Origin of the sequence: Methanosarcina acetivorans C2A, assembly GCF_000007345.1 — an archaeon.
Classification (GTDB): Archaea; Halobacteriota; Methanosarcinia; order Methanosarcinales; family Methanosarcinaceae; genus Methanosarcina; species Methanosarcina acetivorans.
This window is the reverse complement of record NC_003552.1, coordinates 921,200-938,305: the sequence shown is the minus strand read 5'-3', so window position 1 is coordinate 938,305 and position 17,106 is coordinate 921,200. Positions and strand designations below refer to the sequence as shown.

The 17,106-nt window shown below is 43.2% G+C and carries 16 protein-coding genes; 11 read left to right on the top strand and 5 right to left on the bottom strand.

Going from position 1 to position 17,106, the window contains the following annotated elements:
• Positions 1 to 13 precede the first annotated feature (13 nt).
• The 3 genes from MA_RS04195 to MA_RS26530 all read left to right on the top strand — a co-directional run bounded on the left by MA_RS04195 (position 14) and on the right by MA_RS26530 (position 1,619).
• Positions 14 to 151 (top strand): hypothetical protein, encoded by a 138-nt coding sequence (locus MA_RS04195; protein WP_226990757.1) that lies wholly within the window; start codon positions 14 to 16, stop codon positions 149 to 151.
• 446 nt (positions 152 to 597) lie between these two features.
• Complete coding sequence (locus MA_RS04190; protein ID WP_048064970.1) at positions 598 to 1,293, top strand: class I SAM-dependent methyltransferase; 696 nt, start codon at positions 598 to 600, stop codon at positions 1,291 to 1,293.
• A 149-nt stretch (positions 1,294 to 1,442) separates the two neighbouring features.
• On the top strand, positions 1,443 to 1,619 hold the full coding sequence (locus MA_RS26530; protein WP_157860100.1) for a hypothetical protein: 177 nt from the start codon (positions 1,443 to 1,445) through the stop codon (positions 1,617 to 1,619).
• 208 nt (positions 1,620 to 1,827) lie between these two features.
• Here the strand turns inward: MA_RS26530 and MA_RS04185 are convergent, their stop codons facing one another.
• Positions 1,828 to 2,697: a helix-turn-helix transcriptional regulator gene (locus MA_RS04185; protein ID WP_011020847.1), complete on the bottom strand. Its 870-nt coding sequence runs from the start codon at positions 2,695 to 2,697 to the stop codon at positions 1,828 to 1,830.
• A 531-nt stretch (positions 2,698 to 3,228) separates the two neighbouring features.
• Entirely contained in the window at positions 3,229 to 4,122 is an 894-nt protein-coding gene (locus MA_RS04180; RefSeq protein WP_011020846.1) for a helix-turn-helix transcriptional regulator, read from the bottom strand.
• Between the two features lie 464 nt (positions 4,123 to 4,586).
• On the opposite strand from MA_RS04180, the gene MA_RS04175 reads away from it, so the two are divergent.
• The 5 genes from MA_RS04175 to MA_RS04155 all read left to right on the top strand — a co-directional run bounded on the left by MA_RS04175 (position 4,587) and on the right by MA_RS04155 (position 10,213).
• Positions 4,587 to 5,291: a cupredoxin domain-containing protein gene (locus tag MA_RS04175; protein WP_248698078.1), complete on the top strand. Its 705-nt coding sequence runs from the start codon at positions 4,587 to 4,589 to the stop codon at positions 5,289 to 5,291.
• Between the two features lie 1,711 nt (positions 5,292 to 7,002).
• Positions 7,003 to 7,965, top strand: coding sequence for a TIGR00374 family protein (locus tag MA_RS04170; RefSeq protein ID WP_011020843.1), 963 nt, complete (start codon positions 7,003 to 7,005; stop codon positions 7,963 to 7,965).
• Positions 7,941 to 9,071: a glycosyltransferase family 4 protein gene (locus MA_RS04165; RefSeq protein ID WP_011020842.1), complete on the top strand. Its 1,131-nt coding sequence runs from the start codon at positions 7,941 to 7,943 to the stop codon at positions 9,069 to 9,071. The genes MA_RS04170 and MA_RS04165 overlap by 25 nt, the downstream gene beginning before the upstream one ends.
• Positions 9,046 to 9,762: a polysaccharide deacetylase family protein gene (locus MA_RS04160; protein ID WP_048064968.1), complete on the top strand. Its 717-nt coding sequence runs from the start codon at positions 9,046 to 9,048 to the stop codon at positions 9,760 to 9,762. The genes MA_RS04165 and MA_RS04160 overlap by 26 nt, the downstream gene beginning before the upstream one ends.
• 127 nt (positions 9,763 to 9,889) lie before the next feature.
• Positions 9,890 to 10,213 (top strand): carboxymuconolactone decarboxylase family protein, encoded by a 324-nt coding sequence (locus MA_RS04155; RefSeq protein ID WP_011020840.1) that lies wholly within the window; start codon positions 9,890 to 9,892, stop codon positions 10,211 to 10,213.
• A gap of 201 nt (positions 10,214 to 10,414) precedes the next feature.
• Here the strand turns inward: MA_RS04155 and MA_RS04150 are convergent, their stop codons facing one another.
• The gene (locus MA_RS04150; RefSeq protein WP_011020839.1) at positions 10,415 to 11,344 is read right to left on the bottom strand and encodes an SPL family radical SAM protein; all 930 of its coding nucleotides are present in this window, start codon (positions 11,342 to 11,344) and stop codon (positions 10,415 to 10,417) included.
• Between the two features lie 221 nt (positions 11,345 to 11,565).
• On the opposite strand from MA_RS04150, the gene MA_RS04145 reads away from it, so the two are divergent.
• The 3 genes from MA_RS04145 to MA_RS04135 all read left to right on the top strand — a co-directional run bounded on the left by MA_RS04145 (position 11,566) and on the right by MA_RS04135 (position 14,839).
• Positions 11,566 to 12,711 carry a radical SAM protein gene (locus MA_RS04145; protein ID WP_011020838.1) on the top strand — a complete coding sequence of 382 codons (1,146 nt, stop codon included), beginning with the start codon at positions 11,566 to 11,568 and terminating at the stop codon, positions 12,709 to 12,711.
• A 116-nt stretch (positions 12,712 to 12,827) separates the two neighbouring features.
• Entirely contained in the window at positions 12,828 to 13,835 is a 1,008-nt protein-coding gene (locus MA_RS04140; protein ID WP_226990756.1) for an L-histidine N(alpha)-methyltransferase, read from the top strand.
• 32 nt (positions 13,836 to 13,867) lie between these two features.
• The gene (locus MA_RS04135) at positions 13,868 to 14,839 is read left to right on the top strand and encodes an arginine deiminase family protein (protein ID WP_048064967.1); all 972 of its coding nucleotides are present in this window, start codon (positions 13,868 to 13,870) and stop codon (positions 14,837 to 14,839) included.
• A gap of 41 nt (positions 14,840 to 14,880) precedes the next feature.
• On the opposite strand, the gene MA_RS04130 is transcribed toward MA_RS04135, so the two are convergent.
• Together MA_RS04130 and MA_RS04125 are read right to left on the bottom strand one after the other, a co-directional pair.
• Entirely contained in the window at positions 14,881 to 15,846 is a 966-nt protein-coding gene (locus MA_RS04130; protein WP_226990755.1) for a prenyltransferase, read from the bottom strand.
• 188 nt (positions 15,847 to 16,034) lie between these two features.
• Positions 16,035 to 16,928, bottom strand: coding sequence for a prenyltransferase (locus tag MA_RS04125; RefSeq protein WP_048064966.1), 894 nt, complete (start codon positions 16,926 to 16,928; stop codon positions 16,035 to 16,037).
• Between the last annotated feature and the right edge of the window lie 178 nt (positions 16,929 to 17,106).

Below are 17,106 nucleotides of genomic sequence, written 5' to 3'. Positions count from 1 at the left end.
AGGGAGGAATAAGATGATTCAAGCTAAAGCGATAGCTAGAAAACCCGAGGTCATGTGGGACCTCAATATAAGCAAAGATGGGAAATCTTACGAGGAAAATTACATGCTCTTGTTTCCCAGATATGTCAGCGCCATAGATGAAGAAGACTGAAATTTTTAGGGTGAAAGTTCTTACCCTCAAAAAAGTGCTCAAAAGAACAAAACCCAGTTTTCAAACCCAAATAAAATATCGCTCGAGGGACTGAAATTCTCTCGGGCAAACCTCCATTATCTTCAAATAATTAGAACTTAACTTGCCATGAAAAACTCAAAGATTTGACCTTTTTTCCAAAAACATCACCAGAATTTAATCCGGAATAACTTAATCCTTTTTTCTGTTCCGGAAAAATTAATCGTTTTCAGTTCAGAATAACCTGGCTTTTCGGATTCAGAATGGGTTAACCCTTTATAACTCAGAAAAACTTCCACAATTCAGAATGATTTCACTTCCACATTCGTTTTCTTTCCGGAGAAGAAATAGACAGTTATATTAAATCGAAATTATAAAACAGTAATGTGCAGGTTGAGAGGGAAGAAAATAGGAAGGAAGTGTATGAGATGAAGAAGGAAACTACAGGTAGTAAAAAAGTAGAAAACGGCATGGAGCAGGAGATCCTTAACGGGCAGCAGCCCCACTGGGAAAAAGTGTTTTCAAACACCTGCTCAAGGTTCGGAGACGAACCAAGTTATCCGGCCCGGAAAGCCGCAGCTATTTTTGAAAAAGAAGGGAAAAAGAAAATCCTGGAACTTGGAGGCGGCCAGGGGAGAGACACCTGTTTTTTTGCCAGCAGGGGTTTTTCAGTCCATTCCCTTGACTACACCGAAAGCGGGACAAAAGCGATGAAAGAAAAAGCCGAAGAATCAGGATTCGGAAAATATGTTACGGCCCTCAGGCACGATGCAAGAAATCCTCTTCCCTTTGAAGCAGAAACTTTTGATGCGTGTTATTCTCATATGCTTTACTGCATGGCCCTTACCACAGACGAACTCGAATTCCTCTGCAAGGAGATAAAAAGGGTGCTTAAGCCCGGAGGGATAAATATCTATACAGCCAGGCACACCGGAGATGCCCATTACGGGACAGGGACTCACAGAGGAGAAGACATGTACGAAATTGCAGGCGGCTTTATAGTTCATTTTTTCAGCAGAGAAAAGGTTGAAAACCTTGCAAAAGAGTACGGAAGCTTCGAGCTGGAAGAATTTGAAGAAGGCGAGCTCCCGAGAAAACTGTACATGGTAACAATGCGAAAATAAGGGCAAAGAGATTTTGGCTGTGCTTAGCGAAGTTCCCGGTAACATCTGAAAAGAAGGATATTTCAGAAGATAAGGATGTATTAATTGATAACAGTTAAATCAGGTTCCTGCAGGCGAATATTTTTTCTCTTCCTTTTGAGAGGACAGTTTTGATCACATTTTTGTCTGTTTTGTGCTCGAACTCCGGAAAATCCGGGAGAAGCCCTGAAAAGCCTGGAAAAAGTTCTGAAACCCGGGGGACGTTTACTGTAATTGAAGGGGACCACGGGTCCTGTTACTTCTATCCTGAAGGAAGAAATGCCCTCGACAACAGACTCTGGAAATGAAAATGATGGAAGAAGAAGCGTGGAAAAAAGGGGATAGAAGAACTCCATCAAACTGCAAGACCGGGAGGGACTTTCTGCTACACTTTTTTAAAGGCAGGGGAACAAGATAACACTCGGCGGGCAGGTAAATAAGAGAGTTAAAAAAGAGAGTAAGAAAAAAATCAGATAAAAGTAAAAAAGAAAGTAAAAATTCAGCGCGTGAAAGAACTCAAAGAGAAAGGACCTGCCTGGAATTCTGTTTGTAATATGCAAAAAGTTCTTCTCCCCATTTTAGGGCTCCGGGCTCAGAGCTTACAAGATAGTTGCGGTCAATTCTGTTATTTTTATCAAGCAGGGAAAGCGCAAAGATCTTATCGGTTACTACCAGCATCATTGGTTTTTTCTCCCCGTCCGACACAAAAAAATGTGAGTTCTTGCAGGTCAAAAAGAACTGAACTTCCTTTTTATATTCCGGTATTTCCAGCTTGAGAACGGAGCTGTCACTGAAAGATGTGGTTTCCTGGGGGAGACACTCATCCCGGATACTCTCGAAAACCGACTCCGTAAGGATAATTGTAACATCAATCCCTTTTTCGAGAAATTCCAGACAGAGTAAATGGTAAGCTGGATGAATTGCCGAAGCAAATACCATAATGCGGGAAGAATCCAGCATACATTTTACAATATCTTCCTGGACTTTAAACATATGAGAGAGATCGGGTTTCAGGACCTTACACTGCCCCAACTCCCCGATTCTGATAAGAAGATGAAAAGGAATCGGACTCAAATCGTGTTCGGACCAGAAAGCTTTGTTGTCGTCATATATCTTCAGGGTGTTCAGCAAAAACTGTACGTTTGTAGCTATCACTACTCCCATTTCAGAGAGGGAATACACCCCATCCGTATGTATGACCAGCCCCAGATCAACTAACTTTTTGATCTGAGGGATCATTGACTTCCAGGGAAAATCAAAGGCATTTTTGATTTCTTCACTGCTTTTTGGGCCCTCTTCTTTTAACAGCAGAAGAAGGTTCTTTCTTTTTTCAGAAAGGAAAATTGCATCAAGCAACGAAGAACTGGTACCAGAAACCGTGTTCATGGGTTTGTCTCACTTAATATGTTATACCAGAAATTATAAGTTCACAGGGGATTCTTCAAGGAATTCGGGATGAGGCTCATACTTCTCGACACTCACAACAAAGGGAGTGCGTTCCAATCGGAGTTGTCATTTCCAACGCCATTAGAATATTCCAATCTAAAAGTAAAAAACTTCATCGTTTTGGTTATATAGGATTATGAATTATATAAACGCGGCAGATAGATAATACTTTTCTATCGTCGTTTCGATTGGGTGAACATTAAAATGTGGTAGATATGCTGTGGTTTTCTTCAGGAGCTGTCGAAAAGCCATAATACTCTCTTCGAGTAGGACGTTTTTGATGAAAGAAGCCTCACCATCAATGCATTTCTGCAAGCTCTGAGGTAAAACCTACAGCGAATAAAACCCTACAGCAAATAATATTACCTTTTTTAAAAAATCCTTTCACGAGAGGGTAATCTTTTTTGAAGCCTGAAGCTGCACTGCCCATATATACCCATATCCGAAACTGCAGCCATATCCGGAACAACTTTACAGGGAAGAAAGAGATTCAGTAACGGGCTTTGACATCTCCTTATAATACATGAAAAGTTCTTCTCCCCATTTTAGAGCCGCAGGCTCGGAGCTGATAAGAAATTTGGTTGTTAATCTTCCTTTTCTGTCCAGAAGAGATAACAAAAAAATCCTATCAGTAACAATCATTGACATCGGTTTTAAGTCACCTTCGTAGACCAGGAAATTGGAAGCCTTACTGTTCAGAATATGCTTTATTTCCTGTTTGTATTCGATCAGGGCTCTGTTAAGGATTGAATTGTTCGTTTTTAGAAATGGAATATCGAAAGTACATTCTGTCTGAAGAATTTCAAGAATAGGTTTCGTAACAATTGCCGTAGCTTCAATGCCCTTTTCAAGATATTCAAAATAAAGAAAAGGAGAAGAGGGGTGGAATACCGAAACAAAAGACATAATACGCTTCGAGTCCACCAGATTTTTTGTGATCTCTTCCGGAATAAGGAAAATATTTGAAAGGTCTCTCTCAAGAATATTAACGTGTCCCAGCTCTCCAACCCTTGCAAGCAGATGGAGAGGAATAGAACTCAGGTCGTGATCATACCAGAAATTCAGGTTTTCTTCGTATATGGAAAGCGTATTCAGGAGAACCTGAACCTTCTCGGCAATCACCGAACCCATATCGGAGAGAACGTACAGCTCCCCTTCCTCAAGCACCAGACCCCAGTCGATTAATTTTCTTATCTGTGGGGTAATCGATTTCCAGGGGAAATCAAACACGTCCTTAATTTCCTCACCGCTTTTAGGCCCCTCTTCTTTCAGGAGCAAGAGAAGGTTCTTTCTTTTTTCAGACAGAAAAATCGTATCCAGAAGCGATGGTCTGGTTTCTACCCGGATGTGTGCTTTCGATTTCATCTCATTCCAATAATACTTGAAGGGATTATATAAAGTCACTGAAAAAGTCTTCTCTTCTGGAAAAGAGATCAGGAAACCCTCTATTCCCTTTCCTCATGAAAAGTTCCCTTTTCCTTTTCTCTAAAAAATAGATGGGTAAAGTGAAACGTCACAGATCAAATGAGACATCAAAGAACAGTGAAACACCAAAGAACAGGTGAAACATCAGAAGATCATGGTATTTCAACCATATTTAAGGCAACTCAAAATGGACAGTGCTTTTTGCTTTTTCCAGGGGCATTTGCCAGGCAAAACAGCCCGAACCATTCCTGCAATAAAGAGAAAAAACAACACCGTTTTGGCTATATGAAAATAAGTCGAAGTGTAAGATGGTATTCCCAGAAAGGAGTTGGTTAAAAAGCTGTGAAAATGGAGGTTTTAAGACGAAAAAACACAATAAAACCATAATTTTTGCCCTGCTGATAGTGACAATCCTTTTAATGTCAACGGGTATGGCAGCGGCAAAAGAGACAAAACTGGTTGTAAGAAGTGCTGATACCTCTGCTAACAAAGTGGTTATTTACGGCACATTTGCACCCGAGACAATCGAAATAAACGCCGGAGAGGAGGTAACCTGGTTCAACTTCAAGAAACCAAAAACCCCAATGGTGCTGGTAAGTGAAGAAGGGTTGTGGGAGGAAACTACTCTTTACTACGGGAAAGCCTTTTCATATACTTTTGAAGAACCAGGCACCTATGTCTTTGCCCTCAAAGATAACCCGGAAATAAAAGGAACAGTAAAAGTATCCGCTTCTGAGATGCAGGAAGAGGACTCGGAAACTGCCGGTGAAACCGCCACTGTAGAAAATCCCCAGGTTACGACAGAAGCATCCTCAGCTTCGAATTCAGGAAAAAGCGATGAAAAAAATGTCCGGAATGAAGAAAAAATGTTAATCTACTCAACAACCTTTTCTCCTGAAACCATAGAAATAGAAAAAGGGGATACAGTTACCTGGGTTAACCTCAAAAGGCCAAAGGGAGCCTCAGTGCTTGTAAGTGACGACGGACTGTGGGAAGATACAACCCTGTACTACGGAAAAGCCTTTTCGTACACATTTGAAGAAGCAGGGACTTACACCTTCAGCCTGGAAGCCATGCCAGAAGCAAAAGCCACAATTATAGTAAAGTAAAAAACAGTTTCGTAACTCAGAAATCAAAAAGGAACCTCGAAAGAGACAAACTAAAAAAGAGCCACACAACACAGAAATTAAAAAACAGCCTTTTAATATCGAAACAAAAAAGTGCCTCGTAAAAGAGTAAAACGAAAAAACAGAATGAAATTTGTGTGCAAAATCAAAGTTGGGCTGGTGCACCCCACTGCAAGCAACGGGATATGTGCGCGCCACCACTCAAAAAACAGGTCACAAAGAATGGGTAAATTTTGAAAAGTAAAAAACAGTCTCGTAACTCAAAAATCAAAAAGGAACCTCGAAAGAGATAAACTAAAAAAGAGCCTCACAGCATAAAAAATAACCTGAATACAGAAAAAAAGAGCCTCACAACACAGAAACTAAAAAACGGTCTCTTAATATCGAAACAAAAAAGTGCCTCGTAATCGAGTAAAACGAAAAAACAGAATGAAGTTTGTGTGCAAAATCAAAGTTGGGCTGGCGCCCCCCCCGCTGAGAGCAACGGGATATGTGCGCGCCAGCGCTCAAAAAAACAGGTCACAAAAAACAGGTAAATTTTGAAAAACATTTATCACCAACCCAACGAAACACTATAAACCAGATTTAATCTGCCCCGAAGATAAAATTAAAGGTTGTGGAAGTCAGTCATCGAAAAGCCTTAGCATCCAAAGATCTCCCTCCATTTTAAAAAATGCGGCGCATGTGCTCACTTATTGAGAAGAGACCGATGGTTTGCTCCCACAATCGATTCCATTGCCCGGAAGACCATTTTTTCACCAGAAGAGACTTTTCACCCAAAGAAATCAGGGAGAACTTTCATCTGCAACCTGTATTTTATTTTCCTTCGTATATTTTTTTCTACATGTCCGGTTGAAAGGTAGACCTTTGCCCGATAGCCGCCCTGAAATGCTTTCCTAGAAAACACACATGATGTTCTTCGAATAACAGGCACAAATAATGAAAGTAATTGAAAGTACTTTCATGCCAAATAAGAAGTTCATATCTCGTGATAAGGATAAGCCAAATTGATGTAATTGGCACTGAAACGGAAGGCATAACGGAGATCACACGTGCAGTTTTCCCTCATCAATCCGGCATGCTTCCTTCCTATTACCCCTTCCTATTATGGAAAATAGATGTTATATCTAAATTCAAGCTTGAGATATCTTCATCTGTGTTGCCATATTTTAGTTATAACAAGTCTTTTCCTCGTCCAGAAGATTAGATTATTGGAAGAAAAAAGGGAAAATTCCGCAGAAAAAAGTTACCTGAAGGTAGGGAATCAACTAAAAAATAAGGTGGAAGAAGCCTGATTTTAAAAAAAGATGATCACAGACCTTAAATAAAAAGAATTCAAACTTGAATGAGGGGAAAGAGATGGGACATAGGGTTTAAAATAAAAAAGGAAAATTCGCATTTTTATTAGAAGGGGGGAAGGCGAGGCTCTAGGTTGGGATATCTCTTTTCGAATGAATCAAAACACTTGAATCAAATAGTTTCCAGAAAGGGGTATCTTCAGCAATTGGATATCGAATTTTATTCATGATAAATGAAGGATAAGAGTTAATTTTCGGGCATGTGGGCAGAAAATATCAAAAACCGAATTTGACTATAAAATAATCCACAGGTCAAGAAACGAAAATTGAATGTTAAAGGATGAAAACCACCCTAAAGGAAACTCCCGCTTAAAACCTGTTATGAGGGTGTACTGTTGAAACGGGGAGTCTTAAGACGAAGCGTTGCAGTTATCTTACTGCTTATGACAGCATCAATTCTTGTATACGTTCGCTGGACAGAACTAACACTTCTTCTGGAGGAAAGCTGGAAGATGCTCCGGCAAATCCAGATCCGTTATTTTGTCCTGGCATTTTCAGTCTACCTTTTGAGTGTATATTTCTTTGCTATTCGCTGGCAAAAGGTGCTCTCTTCCATCGGGTACGATCTAAAAGCAACAGACCTTTTTCCCATTTTCTTTGGGGCAATATTCGTAAATAACTTCACCCCGGCAAGCAGGTTTGGAGGAGAACCTCTCCGAATAATCTGGGTCAATCGACGCTTTGGAATCGTCCATACTCATGCCCTTATAACGATCCTCTTCGAAAGGCTGGTCGAAGCAATTCCGATTGCTCTGCTATTTCTCTATTCGCTTTATTTTTTCCCTTTCACCAGGGATATCTTCCAGCTCCATAGAGGTATGCTATCGTGGAGTACAGCCCTTTTTCTTCCCTTATTCTTCCTTGGAGCAGGGACAGGAACCTGGTTATTCCGAAAAAGACTTGAGCCCTTTCTGAACAGGCTTCATCATAATTGGAAACAGCTACGCAAATCTTTTGTTCCTGTGCTCCTGCTCTCATGCGGGGTCTGGGTTCTTGATATTGTGCGCCTGGAAATGATCGCTTCAGCCCTGAAACTTCCCATCCCCCTGCATATTATAGCAGCGGTTTCGATCCTTTACTTCGTACTCGGATGCCTCCCTATCACACCTGGCGGGCTTGGAATTGTCGAAGGAGGACTTGTCTATCTGCTCCTGTATTTCGGGCTACCCCTCGCATCTGCTGGTAGTTTTGTGTTTATTGAGCGTCTCATATCCTATGGGCTCAGTAGCATGATAGGGTTTCTGTATCTGTCTTATTACGGAGGGGTTACGGCATGGAAAAACACAAAATCGCGCTGATCAGCGATTGGTATTTTCCGAAAGTAGGGGGAATCGAATATTCCATACACGCCCTTGCAAAAACCCTGAATCAGCGGGGTCATAAAGTACATGTCATTACCAGATGCTATCCGAACATCCCAGAATACAATATCAGGGACGGGGTCGCAATAATCAGAATCAAAAGCAGCCCCTTTCCCGGACAGCAGCGATTCCTGATGCCGGGTGCGTATAAAGAGCTCTACCGGCTTCTAAAAGAAGGGAATTATGACATTATTAATTCTCACGGGCTGGACTCCCCACTCGGCATGATAGCTCTTATCGCAGCCAGAAAACTCGGGATCCCCTCGGTGGTTACCAACCATTCTCTCGTAGGACATACGCCGCTTCGCCTTTATCTGTATCTTGCAGGAAAACTACTTGTAGGAAATGCCGATGCTGTAATTGCTGTCAGTTCAGCAGTTGAAAAGGATACGAAACTGATGACAAAAAAACCCGTTTACAGGATCTTCAACGGTATGGAATATGAGGAAAGTAACCCCATAGCCCCTCTTCCTTTTGACAGGAAAGGAAAACTTGTAATCATAACGGTCGCCCGAATGACAAAAAAGAAAGGGGTCCAGAACCTTATAGGACTTGCCCCTTCTTTCCTTAAAAAATATGAAAACCTGATATTCCTGATGATAGGTGATGGCCCCCTTCTAAAAAACCTGGAAAAAAAGGTGGAAGAATCCGGTTTGTCCGAAAACTTCTACTTTACAGGGGAAGTGCCCCGGAAGGCGGTACTGGAATATCTGGAACAGGCAGATATCTTTGCCCTCCCCTCCAGTGATGAGGCCTTTGGAATTTCGATTCTGGAAGCGATCTCAAAAAATGTCCCTGTTGTGGCAATGAACCACAGCGGGATCTCAGACATTATCACACACGGAGTAAACGGATACCTTGCAGATAACCTTTCGGAATTTGCATCCTGTCTTCAGGACCTGATAGAAAAGCCGGCCTTAAGAGCCGAATTTGCCCGAAAGGCTGGTGAAGGGCTTTCAAATTACGATTGGAACAAAATCTATGAACAGACCTGCCGGGTATATAGAGAGGTCATTTATGAAAAACATCACCATAACAGTTGATGTGGAAGAAGACTGCCCACCCATGCTTACAAGTACAAGGGGAATGGAAGAGGGGATGCCAGCACTGCTGGAACTCTTCAAAAAAGAAGGAATAAAGGCTACTTTCTTTGTGACAGGTATGATGGCAGAGCAGTATCCGGATCTTATCTGCCGGGTCCCGGAAGAGGGACATGAGCTGGGCTGTCACGGATATACCCATACCCGTTTTGACCGCATGGGAAAGGAAGAGGCAAAAATTGCCCTGAAGCAGGCGGGAAACGTGCTCAGGCAGTTTGAAAAGCGGGTGGTTTCCTTCAGGGCTCCAAACCTTCAGTTCCCTGAAAGCTATCTTGAACTTCTGGAAGAAGAGGGCTTTCGGTACGACTCCTCCCTTGCAGCTTACAAGCCTCCCTTTTTCCAAAAAACAAGGATAGAAGGCAAAATAATAAGGATTCCGGCAACAATTACCTCCTCTTTTCTGAGACTACCCCAGGATATTTTTATCCCGGTACTCAGGCGTATAACAGCTCCTGTGATTTTTGTCCATCCCTGGGAATTTGTGGACATGTCCGGAGTGCCTGTACGTCCGGACTGCAAGTTCAATACCGGAGAAAAAGCCCTTGAAAACCTTAAGGCTCTGATACATGCTTCTAAAGCTGAAAACTGTCTTTTTTTAACTCTGGAAGAAAAAGCATCCCTTGAAAAATTATGATTAGGGATTAAGAGAGCGGTTTCAAAAGATTTTGAACTAATCCTTAAATATAAAAAAATAGCATAATATCTGTACCGCCTTAACAGCGTGAACCTGCAGGCGTGCAGGTAAAAAAGGAGCCGTAGAAATGAGAATGCTGGAAGAATTTTTCCCTGAATTCACCCAGAAGCTGGACGAGATTGACCAGCTCTATGCCGAAAAAAGGATGATTGACGAAAAGACCTATCAGTTCATCTGCTTTGCCCTCTCGATAAAAGCCAGGTCAAAACCCTGCGTCCTGAAGCACTTCAAAGGTGCCCTCGAAGCAGGAGCTACAGTCAAGGAACTCTCATATATCTTTGCCCTTGTCATGCGGGAAGCTGCAGGAGCCGACGACTGCTGGACCCATGACGTAATCGGCGACTGGAAAGAGATCCTGAAAGGCAACATTTTCTGTAGCTGCGAAAAATAAAGAAGAAAACCAGAAATAAAGAAAAAATATTCACGGGAAAAAGTGTTCGGATTTACATAAACCGGAAGCCAAAAGTAAGAGCTTTCGGAACTTGTTTTTCCATGTGCATGTCCGAACAGACAGGTAAAACCTGAGACATGAAAGTTCAGATTTTTGTTTTCCTCATTTAAATGCTTTTATGAACAGCTCAAACATAGTTCCTTAAAAATCAGTGAGTTTAAGCTGTCGGGAACGGGAAAGCCCTGCTTCCAGAGGTTTCATATAATCGGCTGAAAGCCGGTATTTTTCCATGAGAGTCCTGATTACCCCGTAAAGTTCAGCCTTATAGCTGCTATCTACGCCTCCTTTTGCATACAATTTGCGGTAAGGGGCAGAAAATTCGGGGAAATTGCGGGAAAGGAAATTGAAAAAATGCTTTCTGGTTTCTCCCCTGAGATTAAGCAGGCCCGGAAGAGCATAATCGACTTCACATTCGGCTGCACGGGAAAAAACTTGCTCGAGATTTTCAGGGCTGTCCGTAAGAAAAGGGAGAATCGGCATCATATGTAGCCCGGTAGTAGCAGTGGAATCTTTGAAAGCCCGCAGGACTGAAAAACGTTTTTCCGGAGAAGAAGCCAGGGGTTCCAGCAGGGAACTGAGCTTTTCATCCGTCGTGGTGACCGTGACTGCGACATTTACATATGTCAGTTCAGCAAGTTCTTCAAGCAGGTCAAAGTCTCTGAGGATAAGAGCCGATTTTGTGGAGATGGTAACCGGATTTTTGTACTCGATCATCAGTTTCAGGACCTCCCGCATCAGGCCGTACCGTGCCTCGGCGGGCTGGTAGCTGTCACAAACCCCACCTATGTTGATCAGCTCTTTTTTCCAGGACCGGGCTCCAAGCTGCTTTTCAAGAGCTTCTGCAATGTTGGTTTTTACATAGATCTTCCGGAAAAAATCCGAGTCTTCTTCCCCTGAACATGAGGGTTTTTCTTCTTTTTCCAGATAGCTGTGGGAATACATTGCATAACAATAGCTGCAGCCGTGTCCACATCCCCTGTAAAGGTTCAGGTCCCAGCGGAAGGGTAATTTGAGCCTGCTAGTTCCCTTTATTTTATTCAGAGCTTTTTTAACCTGAATTTCTTCAAACATCCCGGAATAAGATTGAATTGAAAGCTATAAGAAACTTGAGAACAGAATAACTTAGAATAAAATAGGCAATTTCAATAAAAAATGGGGAAAAACATTTGGAAAAAACGAAAACAAATCCGAAATAAAAAATAAAAACATCAAAACAAAATCAACCATCTGATCCCGAAAATAACACTTAGTTTCTTGCAACTTGATAAAGGGGGATTTATATACCTTTTAATATGTTGGGGAAAGAGTCTAAGAATTTCGATGCGTTGAGCCTGTTTTCTCCTCCACCTATCCTGAGGGGATACATGTACGGGGCACAGGAAGCCTATGGAGCGAGGGATTCAAACAGGCTTTTAGCCATACGGCTTGAAACGAACACCTCATGTAACCTCCACTGTCGCTACTGCTATGCACAGAGCGGGGAGGACTCGGTGAAAATAGCGGACTTTAATGTCCTTAAACGCATAATATCCGAAGCAAAAGAACTCGGGATCAGGTCTGTGGTTGTGATCGGGGGAGGAGAGCCAACTCTGTACCCGAACTTTAGAGAATTGATTGCCTACATTGATTCCCTTGGAATCGTCCCGATGCTGTTTTCGAACACTATTTTAATGACAGAGGAGCTTGCAGACTTCCTGTATGAACACAACGCCTCTGTTATGGGAAAGCTCGATTCCCTCAAGCCTGAGGTCCAGGACTATCTGGCAGGCAGGGAAGGGGCTTTCAAAGATATAAAGACCGGACTTGGAAACCTCCAGAAAGCAGGCTTTTCAAAACCCGCAGAGCCCGGAAAACTCCGCCTGGGAATCTCTTTTGTGAGCAATAAGCTGAACCTTGAAGAGATTGCGGAGATATGGCATTTCTGTCGGCAGAACAATATTTTTCCCAATATGGAGATCCTTACGCCGACAGGCAGGGCAAATGACGAACTTGAAGATAAGCTGCTCACAGCCGATGAGATAAAAGAATACAAGCTGAGACTTCTTGAGATAGACAGGAATTATTACGGGTATAACTGGCTGCCCTATACCCCTATCACCGCAAGCGGCTGCCTCCAGCACCTTTACAGCCTGTACATCAATATAGAAGGGAATGTCAGGCCCTGTGCGCCTACGAAACTGGACGAACATCCAGCACTCAGGGTTAATGGGGAATATCCCTATAACGTGAACAGGATGAGCCTGAAGGAGATCTATGACTCCAAGCTCTTCACATATGTAAGGAATATCGACAAAGTACTTGAAGGCAGATGCGGGAACTGCGAATACATCAAAGAATGCATAGGCTGCCGCGGGTATGCCTACAGCGTCGGGATAAATAACGGAGCCGGGCCGCTTGAAGCCCTGAGGATGGAATGCCAGCAGTGCTTCAAAGAATAATGAAATAACAAAAACCGGATCCAGGCAAGAAATCTGAAAATTGCTCAGGTAAAGGGCACATCTAATACGGGATAGCCCCCGGAAGTGAGAAGGTGAACAGCAGAGGAAAAGCAATATTGGAACAGGATCCGGAACAAGAAGAAAAGATCATAACTATCAGTGAGAAAAGTCCCGAAGAGAAGCTGTACGAAAGCCTCAAGAAATACGAACTGCCCGATTATCTCCTCTATACAGGTTCAGGAGGGGCAAATAACTGGTTGAAACTGGATGGGGCAAAAATGTTTCCTGTTGCCCGTCAGCTCAAAGTCATGCTTGAGGAAAATGTCTCTTCGATTGTCCGATTTATTCCTGCATGCATGAGCCTTGTGAGCGTGGGAGTAGGGAGTGGGGAAAAAGAAAGAATTCTTCTCGAAGAGCTTATAAAGAAAAATCGGACTGAAAAGCCAGCCTCGGAAAAAGTGTCAATACGCTATTATCCCGTAGACATAAACAGCCATTTTGTAGACCTTGCCCTTGAAGAGGTAAAAGACCTGCCAGTGGAAAAGAAAGGGATAGTCGCTTTTATCGAGGACATGCCGCTCCTGAAAAAGCACTGGCACCTTCCTGTTCTGTTCTGCATTCTGGGAAACACCTTCTGCAATTACGAGCCTGAATTCATTCTCCAGCTCGTCCATGAAAATCTTGAGCAGGGGGACCTATTCTTCTTCGATGCCAACCTTCTCCCAACACAGGAATCCGGGGAAGAGACACAGGCTGCAAGAAAATCCATCCTGGGAACCTATGCCTCAAGAGAGAACGTGCTTTTCAATATGTATCCTCTGCTTCAGTACGGAATGGCTCCCGAGGACTTCGATTTCGAGATTTTGCTCGCACAGGTGGATTCCAGAATAGGGACGCTTTGCAGAACCCGGAAGAGCCTGAATATCCTGAAAGATGCTGAGATCAGGATAGGGACAGAGACCATAGATTTCAAGGAAGGAGACGTCATCCGCATGGGTTTTACCTACAAATATACATATGGGCAGATTCTCGCTTTTCTGGACATCTGCGGGTTTGAGCTTCTCAAGGCTTTCCTGAGTGAAGACAGGACAAATGTGATGATCCTGGCAAAAAAACGTATTTGAAAATGATAATAAATCAAAAGGGGGTTCTGGACATGGGTTGCCAGATAGAAAAATTGAAGGAGGAGAAAAAAACCGGATCAAGTATCGCTTACGGCTGCGATGAACTGGGGAGGCTGAAAAGCGTACTTGTACACACTCCGGGAGACGAACTCACCCTGGTTAACGAATCAAATTATGAACACTGGCTTTATGACGAAGTACCTGATATTTCCGGATATGTTGAAGAACACAGGCAGTATCAGGAACTGATGGAATCAAATGGGGTCAGGGTCTATGAGCTTTCAGACTATGTGGACGAAAACCGTGAACTTATCCGGAAGATGCCAAACCTTACTTTTCTGCACGATACTGCGGTAATCTCCAGAAAAGGCGCGCTCCTTTCAAAAATGCGTCCGCCTGCGAGGGAAAATGAAGAGATTGTCGTAAAGGAAGCCCTGAACAACCTGGGGATTCCCATACTCAACGAGTTTGACGGATGCGAAGGGTTTTTTGAAGGCTGCCTCCTGCTTTCAAAAGATACTATTTTTGTTGCGGATACGGAAAGGCACACCTATCCCTTTATCCGGGAATTTATTTCGAATATTCTTAACGAGTTTGAAGAGGTAATCTATGCCCGCATTCCGAAAGCCAGGCGCTACATGCACCCCGATACCGTCTTCAACAGGATCAGGGAAGATCTGGCTCTTGCCTACCTTCCTGCCTTTGAAGAAACCTGCCTGTTTACGGAAAACTCCAGCGAAAGGATCGATTTTAAAGCGTACATGCAGGAGAAAGGCATGGAGATCGTACCTGTGTCGGATTCCGAGCAAAGCCGCCTTGCCTGTTCTTTTGTCCCTCTTGAAAGCGGGACCATCTTCCACTATGACATTGCACTTGACCGGGACACAAGGAAAAACCTTGCAGGCGAAGGTGTTGAGATTATTCCTTTCCATCCTGAAGCCCTGCTTGCGGGAGGAGGGAGCCTGCGCTGCCATACCCTGAGGCTCTGCAGGAGAAAAAAATAAGGACCTGAAAGCCTGAGATCCGAAAAACTAAAAAGTTTGCGTTAGGAAAAGGAGTCAAAGATAATCGAACAGGAATAGAGCACGAGTGAGACGTGGAAAAGGAAAAGGGCAAACAAACCTGCCCTCTGGCTCTTTTCCTTCAAAAGCTTATAGTTTGCAAATCCGAGCACCAGGAAACCGAGCAAAAAACCATAAAGCGCAATATCACCAAGCTGTTTTAAGAAAAGAAGGGCTGCAAGGTAATGCAGGAGCGTAAAGCCGAAAATCCAGAATAATGTACCTTCAAGCCCATAAAGTACGGGAATTGATTTTATTCCCCTTGCCCTGTCATTTTCCGTATCAATGAAATCATTGACCGCAAGGTGGGAGAGGGTCCAGGGATAGAAAAAGACCAGGTAGAGCAATAGGGTAGTATCAGGTTTTCCGTAACAGAGATAACCTGCAACCGGAAAAAGAGTAAAGTCCATTCTTCCCACAAGCTGAGCGACGGGAAAACTCTGGTTTTTTCTTTTCACCTGATAAAAGTACTCAATGATGCATGAAGAAAGCATTGTGATAAACACATACAGAGAGTTAGGGAAAGGCAAAGTCAGCATCAGGACTCCTGTTAATGCGGAGAATAACAAGAACAATGCCAGGGCAAAAGCAGGCGAGAGCCTACCGGAAGGGAGAGGACGGCTCTTAAAAGGGCGCCAGTAAACTGTAAGGGCACCTTCAACATCAAGCCGATCCCTTTTCCGGTCGACATAATCATTGAGCACAAGCCCGCCTTCAAATCCGAAAAGTCCTATCAAAACAGCTTTGAAGGTTATTTCCCGGGAAAATTCTCCATAGTTTTTAAAAGCAAGGACAAGACCCGAGTAGAAAAGCAAAATCCAGACAAGAGAGAAATGAGCTCTGGTCAGGTCTATCAAGGCTTTAATAGTCTCTTTCGTCCCTTCAACCTTCGTTCCCTCAACCCCGATAATATAAAAGAGAATTATATGTTTATAGTTTTTGTAAGCCAAAAAGTGGAAATTAAAAACTTTTGGCCCAAAAGCAGGGATAAGTAAGGGAATGGCGAGTAGAAATGGAGAGTAAAAATCGTGAGCAAAAAGGAAGGGAGAGAAAAGGCGGTCAGTTTCAAGCAAACTGTATAAAGAAACCAGTTTCAAGCACCACTTCCCTCAGCTGCTCCGATTCCGCCTTTTCCGGATCAATACATGAAATCAAGAATAATCGAAACCGAATAGATTACCAGAGTCATGTGGTAAACAGGTAATATCTTCATTCCGGCATCCTGACTTTTTTCTTTCCACAGGTAAAGGTTTGACCCTGCAAGGAGTACAAAGCCTGCGAGGAAGCCATAGAGCGCAATAGTCCCGAGCTCCCTGAGGAAGAAGATAGCTGCAAGGAAATGCAGAACAGTAAAGCCTGTAACCCAGTACATGGCCCCTTTTGAACCATAAAGGACGGCTATCGATTTCATGCCCCTTGCCCGGTCATTTTCCAGGTCTATAAAGTCGTTCAACCCTAGGTGCGCCATCGTCCAGGGGTAGAAGAAAACCATATAGAGCAGCACAGTCATATCCGGCTGCCCGTAGCAGAGATAACCTGCTGCCGGAAAGAGGGTGAAGTCAGTCCTGCCCAGAAGCTGGGCAACCGGGTACTTCTGATCTCTTTTTTTCACCTGATAAAAAGCCTCAATGCCATAAGAATACAGCATAATTACAAAGACATAGAGGGAATTCGGGTAAGGTAGGGTAAAAATCAGGGCTGAAGTAACCCCCACAAGCAGGATAAACAGCCAGAAAGCATTTTTGGAAGAGATCTTGCCTGAAGGAATGGGCCTTTCTTTAAAAAGCCTCCAGTACCTTGTCATGGTATTTTCCACATCAAGCTTGTCCCTGTTCCTGTCCACGTAGTCATTGAGCACGAAGCCGGCTTCAAACCCCAGCAGGCCTATCAGCGCAGCTTTGAGAATTAAAGCCCAGGAAAAGCCGCCGTAATTAGCAAAAGCAAGCACCAGCCCGGAACAGAAAATAAGGGGCCAGGCCGGAAGAAAGTGAACACGGGTGAGGTCGATATAAGCTTTAAGGGTTTCTTTCATTTTTTTGGCCTCAGTAACAATAGTGATGAATAAGGGAAACCATTCCATAAAAATTATAAGTATAGGTTAAAACTGTTGTTTACAAGGAGGAAGTGATAGATTGGCGGAAGAGTTGATATTTACTTGAATTGAAAAAAGGTTTTTGGGCTTAGTAAAGTATTCTCTCGGCCAGGGAGCA